Below are 18,781 nucleotides of genomic sequence, written 5' to 3'. Positions count from 1 at the left end.
GTTTAACAATACATTTATACTATCTTATAACAACATAGCTACCAAAATGCCGCTTAATTTTTTTGTCGATTTATATGTAAATTTGTAAATGATATTTTTTCTTCTATCAAAATACGCTTTTCTCCAAAATATTCTATACTTAAAAAAGCAACTTGATTTCACCGCTATATTTTGTCTGTTATGTGCGAAAGCGACGGCGCTTATGTATAGCAAATAGCTCCATCGTTGCGGCTATGGACGTTCGGCTTTCCGAACTTATGGTGACACTTACGCATAACAAAAAGGCTATTTTCCGCAGCTAACGGAAAATAGCCTTTATTTTCTTCAAATGATCGCTCGCCATACATATGCTAATTTAGCGCTGCCGAAACTTCTGTGTATACGCACGCACATCATCTGCGGTGCGAATACGATTACGGTTCCATTCTAACAAAATACGATCGATATAACGGAAATGAAGCTTACCGGCGAATACCGATTCTTTTAACGCCATTAAGATTAGTTCCTCTGGATAACGATCTTGATCAAGCCAACCGGAGATCGTTTCGCATTCCATCGGTGACAATGGACGTGCAAATTCTTTTTCAAAAATAATAAACAGATTGCGCTGTTGATCCGCTTCTTTGGCGACTTGCGTTTGCGCTGCTTCTTCGGCTTTGCGCACGACCGTCGTCCGCTCCTGCTGCTCAGACGCAAGCACTGTACCGAGCTTTGCATACAAACCGCTCAAATCATAACGTTCATAACGTACACCGGTTAACGGGTCTTGTTCATCTTCAATTGCGATAAAACCGGCTTTCATCAGCTTTTGAATGCGAGCAGCGATCATTGCTGGCGCGGCACCAGTACGCCATTCCAGTTCTTCCAATGTCGGAAATTCATTATGTTCGATCTGGCGAAAAGATAGCAACTGCAACAGCAGCATCGCTTCCGCATCGTCCAAATCAATCGCTTGATAATACTTCAGCAATGCATACGGAATATTCGCCGTCTGCATGCCCATTGCATATGCGGCACCTTGTGCCCATGATTGCCATTGTTCTCCACCCATATTCATCAACCTTTCCATGTTTCCCGAAGGAAACGAAACCACCTGTTCATCCTACACAGCAAGCGCAAGATGAATAAGCAAAAATGACAGGGCACGATGAACGAGCCATCTGTGCCCTGTACATTGCACGTTCCTTTGCCAGAACGATACTCACCAGCCTATACACTGTACATGGAATGACATCCGTTCATTCCGATGTACAGCTTTTGTTGCTCGTGCTTCTATATTACCATGCTTATCAGTCGGTTCAACCTTCTTTTGTCTATTCTAGCTATACGAGCATCATCGCTTACGGATATAAACGGTACAACATACGTGGGAAAGCGATCGTTTCACGCACATGATCAAGACCGCAAATCCATGCGACCGTACGCTCGAGACCGAGACCAAAACCGGAATGTGGAACCGTACCGTACGTACGCAAATCCATATACCATTGATACGCTTCGCCCAGATTATGCTCCTGGAAGCGTTCTGCCATCAGTTCTGGGTCATCGATCCGTTGGGAACCGCCGATAATTTCGCCATATCCTTCCGGTGCGATCATATCCGCACATAACACTACTTCCGGACGATTTGGATCGGGTTTCATATAGAATGCTTTAATATCTTTCGGATAATGCGTAATAAAGACCGGTTTGTCGTACGCTTCCGCGATTGCCGTTTCATGTGGTGCACCAAAGTCATCGCCCCACGGAATATCAAAACCTTTGCCTTTCAGGAACTCAATCGCTTCGTCATACGTAATACGTGGGAATGAGCCTTGAATGTTTTCCAGTTTGGTCACATCGCGCTCTAGCGTTTCCAGTTCGGCACGGCAGTTTTTCAGTACCGATTGCACGACATGGGACACGAATTGCTCCTGCACTTCCAAACTTTCTTCATGGTTTGTAAATGCCATCTCCGGCTCGATCATCCAAAATTCGATCAAGTGACGACGGGTTTTCGATTTTTCGGCACGGAATGTAGGACCGAACGAATATACTTTACCAAGTGCCATCGCTGCTGCTTCCATGTACAGCTGTCCACTTTGTGTCAAATACGCATCTTCGTCAAAATATTTAATATGGAACAGCTCGGTTGTATCCTCTGCCGCAGACGGTGTCAAAATCGGCGGGTCTACTTTGGTAAAACCGTTTGTATTGAAAAATTCCTGTACCGCACGGATAATTTCCGCACGAATAACCATGACCGCGCGCTGTCTAGTCGAACGCAGCCACAGATGACGATGATCCATCAGGAAATCGACGCCATGCTCTTTGGGCGTAATCGGATAGTCGGATGTCACATGAATCACTTCGATGCCAGTGACGGTCATTTCGTAGCCGGATTTACTGCGTGGTTCTTCACGAATGACGCCGGTTACGTACAGTGAGCTTTCCTGGGTGAGACTTTTCGCATCATTCCAGACGCTCTCTGGCACTTCACTTTTAACGACAACGCCCTGGATATAGCCTGTTCCATCGCGCAATTGCAAAAATTGAATTTTACCGCTGGAGCGTTTGTTGTTGATCCAAGCTCCAATCGTTACCGATGCGCCAACATGTTCATTGACTTGTTTAATCACGGTTTTAGTCGACATTGCTATATTCTCTCCTTGTCTATGCGTTGCTGCCGTGCTTACTTGTTGATGAGCTTGTACGTATCGCGAGCGATGACTAGCTCCTCATTCGTAGGCACGACCAGCACTTCAACTTTGGAATTTGGTGTAGAAATACGGCGTGCATCGCCAGAACGGATTTTGTTCAGCTCCTCGTCGATCTCCACGCCAAGATAGCTTAAATTGTCGCATACTGCTTTACGAACAACAGCGGAATTTTCCCCCACCCCTGCCGTAAACACAAGTACGTCAACACCGTTCATCGCTGCCGCGTAGGAACCGATATATTTGCGCAACCGATATTCGTACATTTCGAAGGCAAGTTTCGCGTGGGAATCGCCTTTTTCAAGACCATCTGTAATTTCGCGCATATCGCTGCTAATGCCTGAAATTGCCAGCAAGCCGCTATGTTTGTTCAGCATCGAGTTGACTTCGCTAACGGTCAGTTCTTCTTTGTTCATCACATAAGGTACGATCGCCGGGTCCAAATCGCCGCTGCGTGTGCCCATCATCAAACCTTCAAGTGGAGTCATGCCCATCGACGTATCGACCGATACGCCGCCTTGAATAGCTGTTAGACTACCGCCATTACCGATATGTGCGGTAATGATTTTCAAGTCTTCGATCGGCTGAGCGAGGAAATCGGCTGCCGCCTGGCTCACATAATAATGAGACGTGCCGTGGAAACCGTAACGACGCACTTTATATTTGTTGTAAAGTACGCGCGGGATCGCATACAAATAGGAACGCTCTGGCATCGTCTGGTGGAACGCTGTATCAAATACAACGACCTGTGGTACGCCAGGCATATTCGTTTCAGAGGCGTTAATACCCATAATTGCCGCCGGGTTGTGCAATGGAGCTAGATCGATCAGTGCGCGAATATTCTTTTTCGCTTGGTCGTCCACGATGCTGGACTCTTTAAAAAACTCACCGCCGTGTACGACGCGGTGTCCGACTGCATTGATCTCATTTACGCTGTCTACAACGCCATGCACGCTGTCAGTCAGCTTTTCGATCACTTTGCGAATCGCGGTGTTATGCTCCAAAATTTCGCTCACTTCAGTCACTTCATCTTTGCCTGTCGGCTTATGGGTCAAAATGGAAGAATCCATACCGATCCGCTCGACCAAACCTTTAGCCAGTACCGATTCATCGGTCATATCGTACAGCTGATATTTCAGCGAGGAACTACCTGAGTTGATTACGAGCACTTTCATATCCGGTCACCATCCTTGTCATACTTGAAGAAGCCTTCGCCTGTTTTGACGCCGAGACTGCCTGCACGAACCATCTTTTTCAAAATGATCGCCGGGCGATATTTCAGCTCGCCATACTCGCGGAACATCCGTTCCAATGCCGCATTAACCGAGTCCAAACCGAAACGGTCTGCCATTTCCAGTGGGCCGTATTGGAACTGGTAACCGACACGCATCGCGTCGTCGATATCTGCGGCGGAAGCTACGCCTTCTTCAAGCACATGCAACGCCTCATTGATCAGCAGGCAGATGATGCGGCTTGTTACGAAACCTGGGGATTCGTAAACGGTAATCCCTCTTTTTTCGACCGTTTCTTCCACAAATTGCTTTGTTTGCTCAAACGTATCGTCCGATGTACGCAGACCGCGAATAATTTCCACCAGATCGATTTTCGATACCGGATAGATGAAATGCAAACCGATTACACGCTCCGGATATTTAGTCGAACTTGCCAGCTCGGTCAAGCTGAGCGTCGATGTGTTGCTGGCGAGAATGACTTTGCTAGAGCACACTTGATCCAACTGTGCGAACACTTCTTTTTTCGCTTCAGAATCTTCACTGATCGACTCGATCACGAGTTCACATGAACCGAGTTCAGCGAAATGAGTCACTTTTTGGATTTTGCCGAGAATTAGCTTTTTCTCCGCCTGGGTCAGCGCCCATTTTTCCATTTGTTTGTCCAAACTCATTTCGATCATATTCCAGGCGTTATCGAGCTTCTCTGGCGTTTTTTCCACCAGCAATACTTCGATCCCTTTTTTGGCAAGCATCTCTGCGATCCCTTGACCCATCGTACCGCCGCCGATGACGCCGACTTTTTTAAAATCCATGTTTCCTACTCCACCCTTCCAATATTATGGTATGGCACGCATGTGACTTGCTAAGCCGTATACCATGCTGCCCTTACATCTTCATTAATTCTTCTCAAGCTGTATTAAAGCAAAACCGACTCGCACAAACGTCATGAACGACTGTAAGTACGAGCGCAGGATGCGCGAAAACAACGAATGAAAAATGCCGGGCTTCTATATAATCTCCAACATCTAATAATACCGTAGCACAGCCGAAAAGTAAAAAAAAAGTACCGGCTTTGTGAATTAAGCCGGTACATTTGAACTTTTCTTGAACTGTTCGCGGAATTGATCGCCAGACAACACTTCTTCACGCAGTAAAATATCGAGTGAATCGACAAAAATGTGACGACGATCTTCGAGCAGCTTACGTGTGCGCCCGCCCAGCTCCTCCAAAATCGCATTGCTTTCTTTCATCAACAGTTCCTTTGGCACCATATTGACGGTGACGATACCAAGCCCGGTCAACCCTGCCTCGACCATATTTTGCACGATGTTGAGCGCTTGATCAAAGTCGCCGCGCGAGCCGGTGCTGCGGCCTTCGTAATACATTTCTTCCGCCACCGAACCCGCCAGCGTAATCATTAACTGCTGCTCTAAAAATGGCTTTGTATATAAATACTGTTCCTGCTGCGGATTGTGACGCACATAACCGAGCGCTTGACCGCGCGGGCTAAGCGCAACTTGTCCGACACTGCCAGGGCGAACAACTTCCGCCATAATCGCGTGTCCAAGCTCATGAATCGCCACCCGTTTTTTCTCCTCAGCACTGGATTCACGGTCGGTTTTCTCGCCCATCATCACTTTATCGATCGCCATTGACATATGACGCTGCGAGATCGTCTGTTCATTTTGCCGCATCGCATAGATCGCCGCTTCATTCATGACGCTTTCTAGCTGTGCACCGGAGAAGCCGTACGCTTCTTCAGCTAGCTTATCCAAATTCGCATCGTCTGCAATCGGCTTGTTGGCAGCATGCAGTTCGAGAATATGCTTACGACCTTTTTTGTCAGGCAGATCGACCTGAATATGACGGTCAAACCGACCTGGACGCAGCAGTGCGCTATCGAGCATTTCTTTGCGATTCGTTGCCGCAATAATGAGAATGCGCGGCGCTTCATTGCTGTAAATGCCGTCCATCTCGGTTAGCAACTGGTTGAGCGTCTGGTCATATTCACGCTGTTGTCCGCCTTCACGTTTGCCGCCGATCACATCGATCTCGTCGATAAAAATGATCGCGCTTTGTTTGTTTTCACGTGCAGCACGGGTACGTGCATCTTTGAACAGATCGCGGATTCTGCCTGCACCGACACCGACGTACATTTCCACAAATTCACTGCCGGATGCGCTCACAAAAACGGAGTTTGTATAATGAGCCGCCGCTTTTGCCATGAGCGTTTTGCCGGTTCCCGGAGGACCTGTCAGCAAAATACCTTTGAGCGGGCGGATGCCGAATTTATTAATTTCATCATGGCGAACGAGAAAGTCGAGCGCTTCGCGCAGTTCGCGTTTGGCGTTGTCTTGACCACCGATTTGCTCAAACGTTAGCTTGGTTGGACCATTTTTTTTGCGGTTGCGCTCTTGACCAGCACCTACGGTCAGTCCATTACGCATTTGCATAAATAATACCAATCCACCGATCACCGCAACGAGCAATACGAGCGGTACGATGTTATAACCGAGAAAAGCGAGAAAAACAAGCAACACAGGGACGAATCCGACGACGATCTCTTTAGTCCATTTTGGCATTAGGCATTCCCTCCCGTAGCTTGGGCACTCAGCGGCAAAATGAGAAATTTGCTCGCCTTCCCATTACTGATCGATACGTATACATTACGGTCATCCATCTGTGCTTTGGCAGATATACCGCTGTTGGCACCGGCAATACGCTCCATCGTTTTTGGAATATCGGTGTACTGGCGATTTGCCATCGCTTGCGAAACAGGAAACATCGCATTTTCCCAAATGTTATTTAACTGCTGATCCGAATGATCGACCACTTCCAATTTCACTTGGCGTGTGCCGATAAGCGGTGTACTTTGTTTGCTGAATTGTTCCATAATCGAACCTAAATCTGCATTTGGTTTCAGATCGAGTTTCAAATCGATCTCTTTCTGGTTAATGGTTATTTGAGCAGAATTGACACCGGGATACGCGGTCACCATATTCATCAGCGGCTTGTAGAGCGTAAGCTGACGATAAGTGAAAAATCCCCCGAACAACACTGCAATCGACACGATGACGGTAATAATAATAGGCAAAGCCCGGAGCTTCATAAACGTCCTCCTTTAAATGTATGCATACGACATGATGTAAGCGTCAAAGGTTATACATTTATTTCGGCTGGCAACGACCTTTCGATAAGCAAAAAGCGACAGGTTTTTTTGTGTTATTCAAATTTTTTTAATATCATTTACATATAATTATAGTATACCATACGAAATATACCGATTCTAAGGCAACTCTATGAACGTTTACGATTCGTAAAATAAAGCTTATAACGCTATACCATTTGTTGACCCCCTCCTTTAGGACTACGCATGCTAAAGGTTTTCGGGGCTTTTTGTCGTTTTATGACACTTGTCTATAAACTAAGTTACTAAATTGGTCGATAATTGTATTTATTAGCGGTAATTCGCATGTTCGTAACAATACGGCAATCGCTTGAAGTTCACATTTACGTTCGGATCGTTTTCAATTTGTTGCTGTGAGGGGGAAAGCAAAGCTTAAAATTTTGTGTAATGTTCGTAAATTGTTGCCGTTACAAGCAGTCACGCTTACAGATCATTAAGTATTTCTTATCATCGTACCGTTTTTGCTGCATAGGTTGCAAGTTTCGCAGCGGTGATGTAGCAACGAGATATCGACATGCTCGTTGCATACATATTACAACTAGATTGTGTATACGAGATGGAAGATAAACATTTTAGCATCACCGTTTGATTAGATGAATGGAGGATATCGTTATGACTATGAGACGTTTTATAATCATGCTTGTCAGCTTGTGCTCGCTACTGCTTAGCGCCTGCACGTCAGCTACTACAGCTGTCACCGACACAGCTGCAAGCAATGCGACAACAGCATCATCTCGCGATACGAGCAGCCAAATTGGGGTGTCCATTTTTGATATGAACAATAAATTTGCCAGCTATATCGTACAAGGTATGAAAGTGACCGCTGCCAAAAATAACATCAAAGCAACATATGTCGATGCTGCTAACAACAGCCAACTGCAAATTCAACAGGTCGCTAATATGATCAAGGACGGCATGCGTACGATCGTAATCATTCCAAGCGATGCAGCGAGCGCGGCAGGCTCTATCAAGCTGGCGAATGAGGCGAACATTCCGATCATCGTCGTAAACCACTACTATCCAGAAGTAGACAAGGCGACTTCGTATATCGGTTCCGATGCGCTTACAGCCGGTACGATGCAGATGGAAGCTGTCGCTAAACTGCTCCACGACAAAGGCAATGTGGCGATTATAGAAGGTGTCGTAGGCAGTGATATGCAAGTTAAGCGCACTGAAGGCAACAAACACGTCATCGCCAACTATCCGGATATGCACATCGTGGTGGAAGATGCCGCGTATGACAATCGTACCCAAGGTATGACACTTATGCACAAATGGCTTGCTTCAGGCAAAACGATCCAAGCGGTCGTCGCCAACAATGACGAGATGATTATCGGTGCCATGCTCGCCGCACAGCTTGCCCATAAAGATAAAGATATGATTTTCGCCGGCGTAGATGCCACGATGGATGCATTGGAATTTATGCAAGCTGGACGCTTGCAGGTGACGGTATTCCAAAATGCGCCAGAGCAAGGCGCTGCTGCGATTCAGACTGCTTTGATGGCTTCACAAGGAAAAAGCGTCCAGAAGCAAATTATGATTCCGTATGAACTCGTCACTCGTGACAATATGGAACAATATATTGCCAAATGGAAATAAATGCACATTATGACCACAGCCAAAGGAGCCTTGTTTATGAAATGGACGATTTTAAAAAAACTGCTCACTTCTTTCTTGTTAATTGCATTTATTGCCGGTAGCGCTGGCGTTATTTATATCTATTCGCTCAATAAAATTCATCGATCGACCGACAATATTTTGGATCGATATGCGGTGTTGAAATCGGAAGCCGACAATTTGAAATTTTATGCAACTATGCAAAATTTGCATCTGCTAACGTATATGCTCAATTTTGACTCCTATTATGGCTCCGAGCTATTGACTGCCAACACTCAAACAGAGAAACTGCTCAACAGTATGAAATCGAAAGTGACCGAAGCGCAAAGCATACAACAAATCGATTATTTGCTGCAAATGAACGAGTACTATAAATCCGGTTCTGAGCGTTTGCTTGAAATGAACCCTACCCAGTTAAAAAATGCTTATATGGACATTAAAACAAGTCTAATTCCGATGGGCGGTATGATCGTTAAATTCGCACAGCAATTTTCGGATGAACAGGATGCGTTAATGACAACAGCGCGTCATAGTACCGAGGCGACGATTTTGCAAGCACGGATGACGGCGCTGATCGTAACTATAATCAATCTGATACTGGCGATTGTAATTGGTATAGTCGTATCTCGCCTCATTTCCAAGCCGCTGCAACTGCTGTCAGGCAATGCCAATCAAATCGCTAACGGCAAGCTGAATATGGCGGATGTGAACATCAAACAACAGGACGAGATCGGTCAACTTGCCGAATCGTTCAATCTAATGAAAAATAATTTGCGTGAACTTGTGCAGGAAATTAACGGCAATGCCGAGCAGGTCATCACGATCTCAAGCGAAGTGGCGAGCGGCACATCCGAGACGAGCAAAGCGGCGGAGCATGTTACCGGCATTATGTATGAGCTATCCAGCAATACCGGCACCCAGGTAGCGACCGTCGAAGATGGACTCAAATCTATCTATGATATTAGCTCCAATATCGATCAGATTGATACGAGCAGCCAACAAGCGCGGGATATCTCTATTCAGGCACAGACCGAATCGCTAAAAGGCGAGCAGGAAATTCAGCGGGTTATGGCACAGATGGGAGCGATTCAAGCACGGATGGCTCAAATGAAACAAGTCATCCGTACGCTAGGCAAACGTTCGGAAGAAATTGAAGACATGAACAATGCCATTTCCTCGATCGCCACGCAGACGAATCTGCTATCACTAAATGCAGCGATTGAAGCTGCTCGTGCAGGCGAGCATAGGCGCAGGTTTGCCGTCGTCACCTCCGAAATTCGCAAGCTGTCCACTGAAACGGACGAATCGGCAGTACGCATTCGCCAGCTTGTACAAGCTATTCAGGCAGAAACTAGCAAAGCGGGTCAATCCGTACTTGCTATGGTGGAAGATGTGCAGCAAAGTACAGCGGCGGCGGAATCGGTCAATGATCGCTTCCACTCTATCAAAGAGCTGACCGATCATACGACAGGACAGATCGGCAGCGTAACAGAAGCGCTTCAGCATTTGAATGGCAGCTCCCGCAATGTTGTGCAATCGATGGAATACATTTCTTCCACTACTGGCAATATCGCCTCTGGTGCGGAAAGTGTGAGCGCTGCCGCTGAAGAACAGCTTGCCTTTTTGGAGCAAAATGCCGCCCACACCTCCACCTTGCATCATATGGCGGAAAAGCTGCAACACGCGGTTTCCCGCTTTGAGTTGAATTAACAAGGGGCATCCTTTATCATTCCCATTTGCCAATTCAATCCAAAACATCATTAATAGTGCAACTGATGTTTTGGATTTGTTACGGTCATGGAGCACTGAATTTAGAACGGAATATGAAACGTAACAATCGCTGTTAGCATTCAACGTGAAGCGGATTGGAACATATGCAGCCGCTCCTGCATAGCTGCATACTTATCGCTACTTTACGATGCTGCTTGTAAAATAACGCTTGCATCATCGCAAAAAGCTATGCTATAGTAAATCCAATCTTTTACAAACAAATGAATGAATATACAATCGATACAAATGCAATGAGTAGAAGAAGTACGAATGAGGAGCTTTGCAGAGAGCCGCTGGTTGGTGAGAAGCGGTAGTGAAATCATTCCGAACTGGTCTATGAGCAGCCGCCTGATATGTAGGGTGAGCCGGTTTCCCCCGTTACCGGGATAGATGGTGATTGCCATCGAAAGAGCTGAAGCGCCATCACTGGCGTTTAAGTAGAGTGGTACCGCGGGTAATGCCCCGTCTCTATTATAGAGACGGGGCTTTTTGCTGTTCATATTCCGGATGTGAACAGGCTCGCTTGATATATAGGGGCAATCGATCTGCCTTGCACCAAGAACGAAACATAATCAGCAATCATAAGCACATAATGCTGGCAGCTATAGCTTATGCTCTCATATGGAATACGGTAATTTCTGTCCGCAACGATGAATATACAATCCATGAACACAGAACGGTTGATACATCGATGAATGTTCATCCTACTGCCGTACCGTTAACCTAACTTCTATAACTGCTATTAACTATTAAGGGCAACAGGCGATCATGCTAAACACGCCTCACACTCATTCGTTCGCTTACAAATAATGTGAGCCTGCTGTGTGGATGGACTATGTTTTTTTAGCTTACTTGTCCCCTGCTCTTGCCTTTTGCAACGGCTGACGAGTCGCGAATAGGGCAACACAAGCAGACGATATTTTCGGATTGAAGCGTATAAATGTCAACTACATGAAACTGGGAGGACTATGGAATGAGCCGAAATATTATTGTACTGGATACGACGTTACGCGATGGTGAACAGGTGCCTGGAGCACGGATGAATTTGCAGCAAAAGCTGACATTTGCCAAGCAACTGGAGCGGTTGCAAGTCGATATGATCGAAGCCGGTTTCCCTGCCTCGTCACGCGGCGACTTTGAAGCCGTACAGCAAATCGCTCGGACAGCCGGGCAAAACATATCGATTACAGCGCTGGCGCGTGCAGTCAAAGGGGATATCGATTCCGTCTACGAAAGTATTCGCGATGCCCAGCATCCGTTTATTCATATCGTGCTCGGCACGTCCAATGTGCATGTAGAGAAAAAGTTTAACCGTTCCCGTGACGCTGTAATGCAAATGGGTGTCGATGCGGTGCGTTATGCACGTACACTGCTGCCGGATGTACAATATTCCACCGAAGATGCATCACGCTCGGAATTTGAATATTTGTGGCAAACGATTGAAGCGGTCGTGCGCGCTGGCGCAACGATCATTAATGTGCCGGATACGGTCGGTTATGCGGAGCCAGAGGAATTTGGTCAGCTGATTGCCAAACTGAATGAGCGGCTGAAAAATTTGGATGAGCGCGTCATACTAAGCGTGCACTGTCACAACGATCTCGGTCTTGCTACCGCTAATACGCTGAGCGCAATCCGCGCCGGTGCACAAAAGGTGGAGTGTACGATCAATGGACTCGGTGAGCGAGCGGGCAATACATCGCTCGAAGAAGTCGTGATGGCGCTCAAAGTACGCGAGGAACGCTACCAATGCAGCACGAATATCCGTACCGAAGAAATTATGAACGCTTCACGCTTACTCACTCATCTGACCGGGCTGGATGTACAAGTGAACAAAGCGATTACCGGCGAAAATGCATTTGCCCATTCGTCCGGCATTCATCAAGACGGACTGCTCAAAGACAAAAATGTATACGAAATTATGTCGCCGGATCAGGTTGGTGCCGGTGAGATGGAACTGGTGCTGACCGCACGCTCTGGACGACATGCGTTTAAAAATGCGATGGCACGGCTTGGTTATACCGCTGCTGAACCGGAGCAATTGGAACAATGGTTTGTCCGTTTTCTGGAACTGGCAGATCGTAAAAAAGAGGTGTATGATCATGATCTGTTCTTTTTGCTGAGTGATACAAAAGATGCGCAGCAGATCGTCTCGCCACTGTATGAATTGGATCATTTTCAAGTCATTAGCGGCGGCTTGCAACCAACAGCGACCGTACAACTCAAAAAGAGCGGTGTCATTCATACCGGCAGCGCCATCGGTGATGGACCGATCGATGCGCTGTACAGCGCGATCTTTGCGCTCACTGGAGTCGAAGCAAAGCTGAAACATTACAAAATTAACAGCATTTCCAGCGGCAAAGAAGCGATCGGGCGCGTGCATATCCAGCTCCAACATGACGGGCAGCTGTATACAGGTCGGGCGATGGACACCGATATTATTAAAGCGAGTGCACTCGCATTTTTGAACGGTATCAATGCGGTGCTACTCGCCACGACAGAAGCAGCGACAACAGCAAGTACAGCTAGCCATTCATAATCGGTTGTTATGTGTCGATTGTTATGCAGATAGTTAGATCGACAACCTGTACATGTACTTAAGACAAGCTACTACTCTTGTTTACAATGAGCGAACTTAAATCGTTTATTTCATATGATTGATGCGCTGAAGTTTACACACACAAAAACATCCGACCAAGAAGCGAATGATCGCTTGCCTGAGTCGGATGTTTTGATGTTGTTTGAAATGTTTTCACTTGTCCATTATGGAGTGAGCGTATTCGGCAATTGCATCGGGCCGCCAAGCTTGCTGCCATCACGGAAATTGTAAAATACATAATAATAATGATCGCCTGACTTGGCAAATACTTGCCAGGCATATTTACCGTTATACGAGCCAGGTACAGCGCGTATGACTTCTGCGCCGGGCAAATCTTTTTGTAGCAATGTTGCGGTTTGCTGCTCGGTAATCGTACCCGCTGTCGACTCCACATGTACAGCATTTGTGCCTTTGGCGGGCGTGCCGTCAGGATTAAATTTAACCCATACCATAACATTTTGATTTTGTGCGGTATTGCCTTGAATGACCCAATAAATGGAAGTGTCATTCCAAACCGACTTGTAGCTATGTGTGACCGCTGTCAGCTTAGCATTTTGCTGGGCAATTTCCAATGCCATTTGCTCCTGGCTCCACGGCTTTGCCATTACATGAATATAGAACTGGTTTACACCAAGAATGATTAGCCCCAGGATCGTAATCATAATCGCGATCCATTTGCCTGTTCCCAAATTTCGCAAGACATGCCATCCTTTCTAATCTGTTGCAAGTCAGCGTGTCAGCAAGTCTTCAAACGCCGACTGCGCTTCACGACGGATTTTCTCCTCGTCCAGCGTCAGTGATACGCCATCCTTAATTACTTGTTTGCCGTCCACCCATACATGTAGCACATCTTTTGCACTTGCCGAGTAGACTGTATGCGAGATAAAGTCCGTAAATGGCAGGAAATGCGGCTGATCGATATTGAGTGACGTAATATCGGCTTTCATGCCAACTTCAAAGCTGCCGGTATCGTTAAGGAACACCGATTTGGCACCGTATTCTGTGCCCATTCGTAGCGCCTCGCTTGCCGGTACAGCGGTCGGATCGCCGGATACGCCTTTATGAATAAGCGCAGCCAGTCGCATTTCTTCAAACATATCAAGATTGTTATTGCTTGCCGGGCCGTCGGTTCCGAGCGAGACGATCACACCTGCTTTCAGCAGATCAGGCACGCGTGCGATCCCGCTTGCCAGCTTCAAATTGCTGCCTGGATTGTGCGAAATGGCCACTTTATGTTGCGCCAGCACTTCAATTTCTTCATCATTCAAATGAACAGCATGAGCTAGCAATGTCGGACGGGTAAACACGCCCAATTTTTCCAAATGGGCAACCGGACGCAGACCATAATCGGCTACATTCAGCTCGACCTCGGCAATCGTTTCGGACATATGCGTATGCAATGGCACATCCAAATCATGCGCTGCTTGTACAAAACGCTCGATAAATTGCGGTGGGCAAGTGTACGGCGCATGTGGAGACATCATCGTCGTAATACGTCCATCTGCTTTACCGTGCCAGTCGCGTACAAATTGCACCGCTTGATTCAGCTTGTCCGTCTGCTCCTGTTCTGAGCACAGACCGATAACGCCGCGCATAAGCACGGCTCGCATACCCGACTGCTCCACCACTTCAGCTACGCGCTCGGAACGATCATACATATCGAGGAATGTCGTTGTGCCGCCTTTGAGCATTTCCAGTACAGACAGCGCTGTACCGGTGTACACATCATCGCTCGTAAACTTCGCTTCCATCGGCCACATTTTCTCTTGTAACCATACTTGCAGCGCCAAATCATCACCATAACCACGCAATAGCGACATCGCTGCATGCCCATGACTATTTACAAGACCTGGAATAAAAAATTGATGGCGTCCGTCTACGACCGTCACATCGTCTTCCAGTTGCGGCTCCTGTTCACCAATATACGTAATCCGGTCATTTTCGATCACCATATGACCGTGCAGTACAGGCTTGTGCCCGTTTAAAACGGCAAAAATACCGTTTTTAATTATCCATTTACTCGGAGAGTTGTTCATTGGCTTCTAATTCCTTTCCATCTTCAAGGTAATAGGCAAGACTAAGCAAATCGGTCGTAAAATCGGCTGTATGCACACGCACATGCGGTGGTGTACGCAAAATGATCGGCGCAAAATTCAAAATCGCTTCGATGCCGGCATCGATCAATTGATCAGCGACACGCTGCGCTTCTGTATTTGGCACCGTGATGATGCCAACGCGAATATGTTTCGCCTGAATCATCTCTGCCAGATCGCTCATCGGCTTCACGGTTAGCGTATTGATCTTCGTGCCGACCTTTGGCTCATACGAATCAAATACAGCGACGATTTTCATCGTCTCCTGCAAATAGGCGTTATAGTTGGATAGCGCATGACCGAGATTACCAGCACCGATCAGCGCCACATTAATCTGCTGATCGAGCTTTAAAATATGACGAATTTTCTCGATCAAATAAGACACATCATAACCGATCCCTTTGCGTCCAAAATCGCCAAAATAAGCGAGGTCTTTCCGGATTTGCGCTGGATTCAAATCGAGCTTTTGCCCTAGCTCCTGCGACGATACGGTCGGCACTTCACGGGCATGCAGCTCATTTAGATATCTTAAATAGACAGGTAATCTTCGCACGACAGCTTCAGATATTTTTTCGGATTTCATGCTTGCTCCCCCTCTTGATTTGCAGCTTCCGTTTCCTGTGGCAGGTCACTCAACCATTCGGCAATACGGGGAATCATCTGACTTGTGTACATATGTTCCATTTTGGGACCTGGCAGTGAATACAGGAAATGTCTGCCGTAATAAGCCTCAATGACCCGCGTATCGTAAATCAACACGATCCCTCGATCGTTTGCCGTGCGGACAAGTCGCCCAAAGCCCTGTTTGAACCGGATTACTGCCTGTGGCACAGATAATTTCATAAACGGGTTTTTCTTTTCCCGTTTGAGCCGTTCGCTTTTCGCTTCTACAAGCGGATGGTTTGGCGGCTGAAAAGGCAAGCGCACGATCGCCAGGCAAGTCAGCGCCTCACCCGGAATGTCGACGCCTTCCCAGAAGCTGCTCGTTCCGAGCAATACGGATGCCGGATGCTCCTGAAAACGACGGGTTAGCTTTGTGCGACTACCACCGTCCACACCTTGACCGAAAACAGCAATCTCACTCGTAGATAATTTCTCCTTCAGCGGCTCATACACCTGCTTGAGCATGCGATAGGAAGTGAATAGCACGAGCATACGTCCACGGGTCGCACGCGCCGCATCGGCAAGCGATTCCACCAGCATCGACACGAAATGTTCATCGCCCACACTTCCTTTTAAAGTCGGAAAATCACGCGGAATGAGCACCAATGACTGTTCGCGATAATTAAACGGTGATTCCAGCATGACCGTATTCAACTTGCCCTGCTGCTCGGCTTCTTTGAGTCCAAGCTGCTCGATCATATACTGGAAATTTTTATCGATCGATAACGTTGCCGATGTCAAAATAATGCTTTTCTTTTTATCGAAAAAATGCTCTTTGAGCTGTTCGCTCACATCGACCGGTACAGCGTACATTTGCAGCGATTTGCTGCGGTAACTGGCATTGGCTTCATACCAATATACTGTATCTGTGCTATCCAACTTCACAAAATGACGCAGATCGTCACGCACACTGCCCAAATCTTTGAATAGTCCGGTCACATCGGTCACAAGTCCGTCCGTGTCCACGATGTCATCCGAATCTTTGATTTTGCCCATAATATGTTCGCCCTGCCGAATCATTTGACTTAGCGCGATATGGATGCGGTTTTCCAGCTCGGTAATGTGCGCCCATTCCTCCGGCTTTTTGTCAGGCAGCAGTCGCAGTGTAAATTGTGCCGCTTCCCCTGGCCCGGCATCGCTGCGCTGCGGCAAAAGCGCAAACAGCAGCTCGTTTAGCTTATCCCAATCTTCTTTAATATCCGCCAGCTCCGGATACAAATTATCGATCGCGATCGCCCATTCCATCGCCCGTTCGCTACCGGATGAACCGAGTTGCTGACGCAATACGGCAAGCTGCCCGTTTTTGCTGTCTTTGAACAGACGCAGCAGCGGATGAACCAATGTGAAATATTTCATGTGCATGCCCAAATGCTTACCCGCCACATCTTCCAGATGATGTGCTTCATCGATGACGAGCCGTTCATAGCTTGGCAATAGCTGATGCCCTGCCTTAATATCAGTGAACAGCTTGGAATGGTTCGTAATGACTACATCGGCGGCACCGGCTTCATGTTTGGCGCGATGATAATAACATTGTTTAAACCACGGACAAGCACGACCGAGGCAGGAATCGGTGTCACTCGCTACCGTTTCCCAGAAATCACCGCCACGATTGCCCATATTCAGTTCTTCATCGTCTCCGGTTTCGGTGGCGGTCAGCCAGACGATCATCTGAGCAGCGATTAAAACGTCCTCTTTGGGACTTTGAAATTCCTTCGTATTTATTTTATGCTCAAATTTGCGCAGACACAAATAATGTTGCCGTCCTTTAAACACAGCCGCCCGGAACGCAAACGGAATAACTTGTGTCAGCAGTGGCACATCGCGCTCACGCAGCTGTTCCTGCAAATTGATCGTATGTGTGCTGAGCATGACCCGTTCATTATGCTTTACACTATGATAGATCGAAGGCAGCAAATAACCGAGCGATTTGCCTGTACCGGTGCCTGCTTCAATCAGCAGATGCTGCTCATCGGTCAGCGCCTGCATCACTTCGTCAAACATATGGTTTTGCGGGGCGCGTTCTTCATAATCCGGCAGCAGATTGCGCAAATTGTCCTTCACCTGCTCGATAAACTGCGCAAACGATGTGTCTGCAAGCGGCATATTGCCACGTTCGTCCGCCGCTGGCGGAATATCGATCCAATCGCCCACCTTTAACGCCAACTGGCGATAAAAGCGATGGCTGTCAAGGTCTTGGGCAGGCTGCGCTTCACGCTGCATCCGTACACCGTCAAAATACCAACCGAGATCGCTATCCTGATTGTCGAACAGCTCGGATAAACGCTGCACCGTAATGAGCGGCAAATCGTCCAGCTCGGCAATACATTTTAAAAACACATGCGCAGTGGCAAGTGCATCACTATCCGCCTGATGGGGACGGTCATGCTGAAAACCAAGCGAGCTGCTCACCATACTGAGCTGGTAGCTTGGCAAATTCGGAAAAAAAATACGCAAAAAGTCCATCGTATCCAGCACTCTACCCGTAAACGGCAAATAACCGGTACGATCGAGCGCTCGCTGCAAAAAGCCGAGATCAAAGCCGACATTATGTCCGACGAGTACGGCATCCTCCAGCAGTGGAATCATATCCAGCATCACATCGTCCAGCTCTGGCGCATCTGCCACATCGGCATTGCTAATGCCAGTAAGCCCGGTAATAAATGCCGGGATGTTCCCGTTTGGCTTGACCATCGAACTGTATACTTGGCTGACGGTTAAATCATGATCTATAATGGCAAGGCCCACCTGAATAATATCATCTGTTGCCTGGGTCCCTGTTGTCTCAAAATCGAGTACAGCAAATTTCATGGATGTCTAAATCCTTTCCCAGCAGTCTGTCGGCACCTGATGTAAAATCGTCAACTATCAGCATACCAGAAGACCGCAGTTTTGAAAATCAACCATAATAAAAGGTGATACCGGGC

General features: G+C 47.2%; 13 protein-coding genes and 1 other annotated feature. Of the genes, 3 read left to right on the top strand and 10 right to left on the bottom strand.

Going from position 1 to position 18,781, the window contains the following annotated elements; all coding sequences use genetic code 11:
- Window positions 1-355: 355 nt before the first annotated feature.
- The 6 genes from U1I11_RS08595 to U1I11_RS08570 all read right to left on the bottom strand — a co-directional run bounded on the left by U1I11_RS08595 (window position 356) and on the right by U1I11_RS08570 (window position 7,037).
- The gene (locus U1I11_RS08595; RefSeq protein WP_322905655.1) at window positions 356-1,051 is read right to left on the bottom strand and encodes a DnaD domain-containing protein; all 696 of its coding nucleotides are present in this window, start codon (window positions 1,049-1,051) and stop codon (window positions 356-358) included.
- 289 nt (window positions 1,052-1,340) lie between these two features.
- Window positions 1,341-2,633, bottom strand: coding sequence for an asparagine--tRNA ligase (gene asnS, locus U1I11_RS08590; protein WP_322905653.1), 1,293 nt, complete (start codon window positions 2,631-2,633; stop codon window positions 1,341-1,343).
- A gap of 38 nt (window positions 2,634-2,671) precedes the next feature.
- The gene (locus tag U1I11_RS08585; RefSeq protein WP_322905651.1) at window positions 2,672-3,871 is read right to left on the bottom strand and encodes an acetate/propionate family kinase; all 1,200 of its coding nucleotides are present in this window, start codon (window positions 3,869-3,871) and stop codon (window positions 2,672-2,674) included.
- Window positions 3,868-4,740: a 3-hydroxyacyl-CoA dehydrogenase family protein gene (locus U1I11_RS08580; protein ID WP_322905649.1), complete on the bottom strand. Its 873-nt coding sequence runs from the start codon at window positions 4,738-4,740 to the stop codon at window positions 3,868-3,870. The genes U1I11_RS08585 and U1I11_RS08580 overlap by 4 nt, the downstream gene beginning before the upstream one ends.
- A gap of 267 nt (window positions 4,741-5,007) precedes the next feature.
- A complete protein-coding gene (locus U1I11_RS08575) occupies window positions 5,008-6,510 on the bottom strand; it encodes an AAA family ATPase (RefSeq protein WP_322905647.1) in 1,503 nt (500 codons plus the stop codon).
- Complete coding sequence (locus tag U1I11_RS08570; RefSeq protein ID WP_322905645.1) at window positions 6,510-7,037, bottom strand: hypothetical protein; 528 nt, start codon at window positions 7,035-7,037, stop codon at window positions 6,510-6,512. The genes U1I11_RS08575 and U1I11_RS08570 overlap by 1 nt, the downstream gene beginning before the upstream one ends.
- Before the next feature lie 690 nt (window positions 7,038-7,727).
- Here U1I11_RS08570 and U1I11_RS08565 point away from each other — a divergent pair.
- From U1I11_RS08565 to U1I11_RS08555, 3 genes are all read left to right on the top strand, one after another.
- Window positions 7,728-8,714 (top strand): substrate-binding domain-containing protein, encoded by a 987-nt coding sequence (locus U1I11_RS08565; protein WP_322905643.1) that lies wholly within the window; start codon window positions 7,728-7,730, stop codon window positions 8,712-8,714.
- 36 nt (window positions 8,715-8,750) lie between these two features.
- Entirely contained in the window at window positions 8,751-10,442 is a 1,692-nt protein-coding gene (locus U1I11_RS08560; RefSeq protein WP_322905641.1) for a methyl-accepting chemotaxis protein, read from the top strand.
- A 302-nt stretch (window positions 10,443-10,744) separates the two neighbouring features.
- Window positions 10,745-10,975 (top strand) — a binding site (T-box leader).
- A 500-nt stretch (window positions 10,976-11,475) separates the two neighbouring features.
- On the top strand, window positions 11,476-13,038 hold the full coding sequence (locus U1I11_RS08555) for a 2-isopropylmalate synthase (protein WP_322905639.1): 1,563 nt from the start codon (window positions 11,476-11,478) through the stop codon (window positions 13,036-13,038).
- 224 nt (window positions 13,039-13,262) lie between these two features.
- Here U1I11_RS08555 and U1I11_RS08550 read toward each other — a convergent pair whose 3' ends face one another.
- Genes U1I11_RS08550 through dinG form a run of 4 tightly spaced genes read right to left on the bottom strand, consistent with a single transcriptional unit; the run spans window position 13,263 to window position 18,665 of the window.
- Window positions 13,263-13,796 (bottom strand): cell wall elongation regulator TseB-like domain-containing protein, encoded by a 534-nt coding sequence (locus U1I11_RS08550; RefSeq protein ID WP_322905637.1) that lies wholly within the window; start codon window positions 13,794-13,796, stop codon window positions 13,263-13,265.
- Between the two features lie 30 nt (window positions 13,797-13,826).
- The gene (locus U1I11_RS08545) at window positions 13,827-15,134 is read right to left on the bottom strand and encodes an amidohydrolase (protein ID WP_322905635.1); all 1,308 of its coding nucleotides are present in this window, start codon (window positions 15,132-15,134) and stop codon (window positions 13,827-13,829) included.
- A complete protein-coding gene (locus U1I11_RS08540) occupies window positions 15,115-15,774 on the bottom strand; it encodes a redox-sensing transcriptional repressor Rex (protein ID WP_322905633.1) in 660 nt (219 codons plus the stop codon). The genes U1I11_RS08545 and U1I11_RS08540 overlap by 20 nt, the downstream gene beginning before the upstream one ends.
- Complete coding sequence (gene dinG / locus U1I11_RS08535; protein WP_322905631.1) at window positions 15,771-18,665, bottom strand: ATP-dependent DNA helicase DinG; 2,895 nt, start codon at window positions 18,663-18,665, stop codon at window positions 15,771-15,773. Before dinG ends, U1I11_RS08540 begins: the two co-directional genes overlap by 4 nt.
- Window positions 18,666-18,781: the final 116 nt, after the last annotated feature.

The sequence above is a fragment of the Paenibacillus campi genome (assembly GCF_034659835.1).
Taxonomy (GTDB): Bacteria; Bacillota; Bacilli; order Paenibacillales; family Paenibacillaceae; genus Saccharibacillus; species Saccharibacillus campi.
This window is presented reverse-complemented; position numbering and strand designations above follow the sequence as displayed.

What these genes read in the sequence shown, in the direction of transcription:
- U1I11_RS08595 (WP_322905655.1), bottom strand. Translation starts at nt 1,051, where the DNA reads ATGGGTGGAGAACAATGGCAATCATGGGCACAAGGTGCCGCATATGCA.
- asnS (WP_322905653.1), bottom strand. Translation starts at nt 2,633, where the DNA reads ATGTCGACTAAAACCGTGATTAAACAAGTCAATGAACATGTTGGCGCA.
- U1I11_RS08585 (WP_322905651.1), bottom strand. Translation starts at nt 3,871, where the DNA reads ATGAAAGTGCTCGTAATCAACTCAGGTAGTTCCTCGCTGAAATATCAG.
- U1I11_RS08580 (WP_322905649.1), bottom strand. Translation starts at nt 4,740, where the DNA reads ATGGATTTTAAAAAAGTCGGCGTCATCGGCGGCGGTACGATGGGTCAA.
- U1I11_RS08575 (WP_322905647.1), bottom strand. Translation starts at nt 6,510, where the DNA reads ATGCCAAAATGGACTAAAGAGATCGTCGTCGGATTCGTCCCTGTGTTG.
- U1I11_RS08570 (WP_322905645.1), bottom strand. Translation starts at nt 7,037, where the DNA reads ATGAAGCTCCGGGCTTTGCCTATTATTATTACCGTCATCGTGTCGATT.
- U1I11_RS08565 (WP_322905643.1), top strand. Translation starts at nt 7,728, where the DNA reads ATGACTATGAGACGTTTTATAATCATGCTTGTCAGCTTGTGCTCGCTA.
- U1I11_RS08560 (WP_322905641.1), top strand. Translation starts at nt 8,751, where the DNA reads ATGAAATGGACGATTTTAAAAAAACTGCTCACTTCTTTCTTGTTAATT.
- U1I11_RS08555 (WP_322905639.1), top strand. Translation starts at nt 11,476, where the DNA reads ATGAGCCGAAATATTATTGTACTGGATACGACGTTACGCGATGGTGAA.
- U1I11_RS08545 (WP_322905635.1), bottom strand. Translation starts at nt 15,134, where the DNA reads ATGAACAACTCTCCGAGTAAATGGATAATTAAAAACGGTATTTTTGCC.
- U1I11_RS08540 (WP_322905633.1), bottom strand. Translation starts at nt 15,774, where the DNA reads ATGAAATCCGAAAAAATATCTGAAGCTGTCGTGCGAAGATTACCTGTC.
- dinG (WP_322905631.1), bottom strand. Translation starts at nt 18,665, where the DNA reads ATGAAATTTGCTGTACTCGATTTTGAGACAACAGGGACCCAGGCAACA.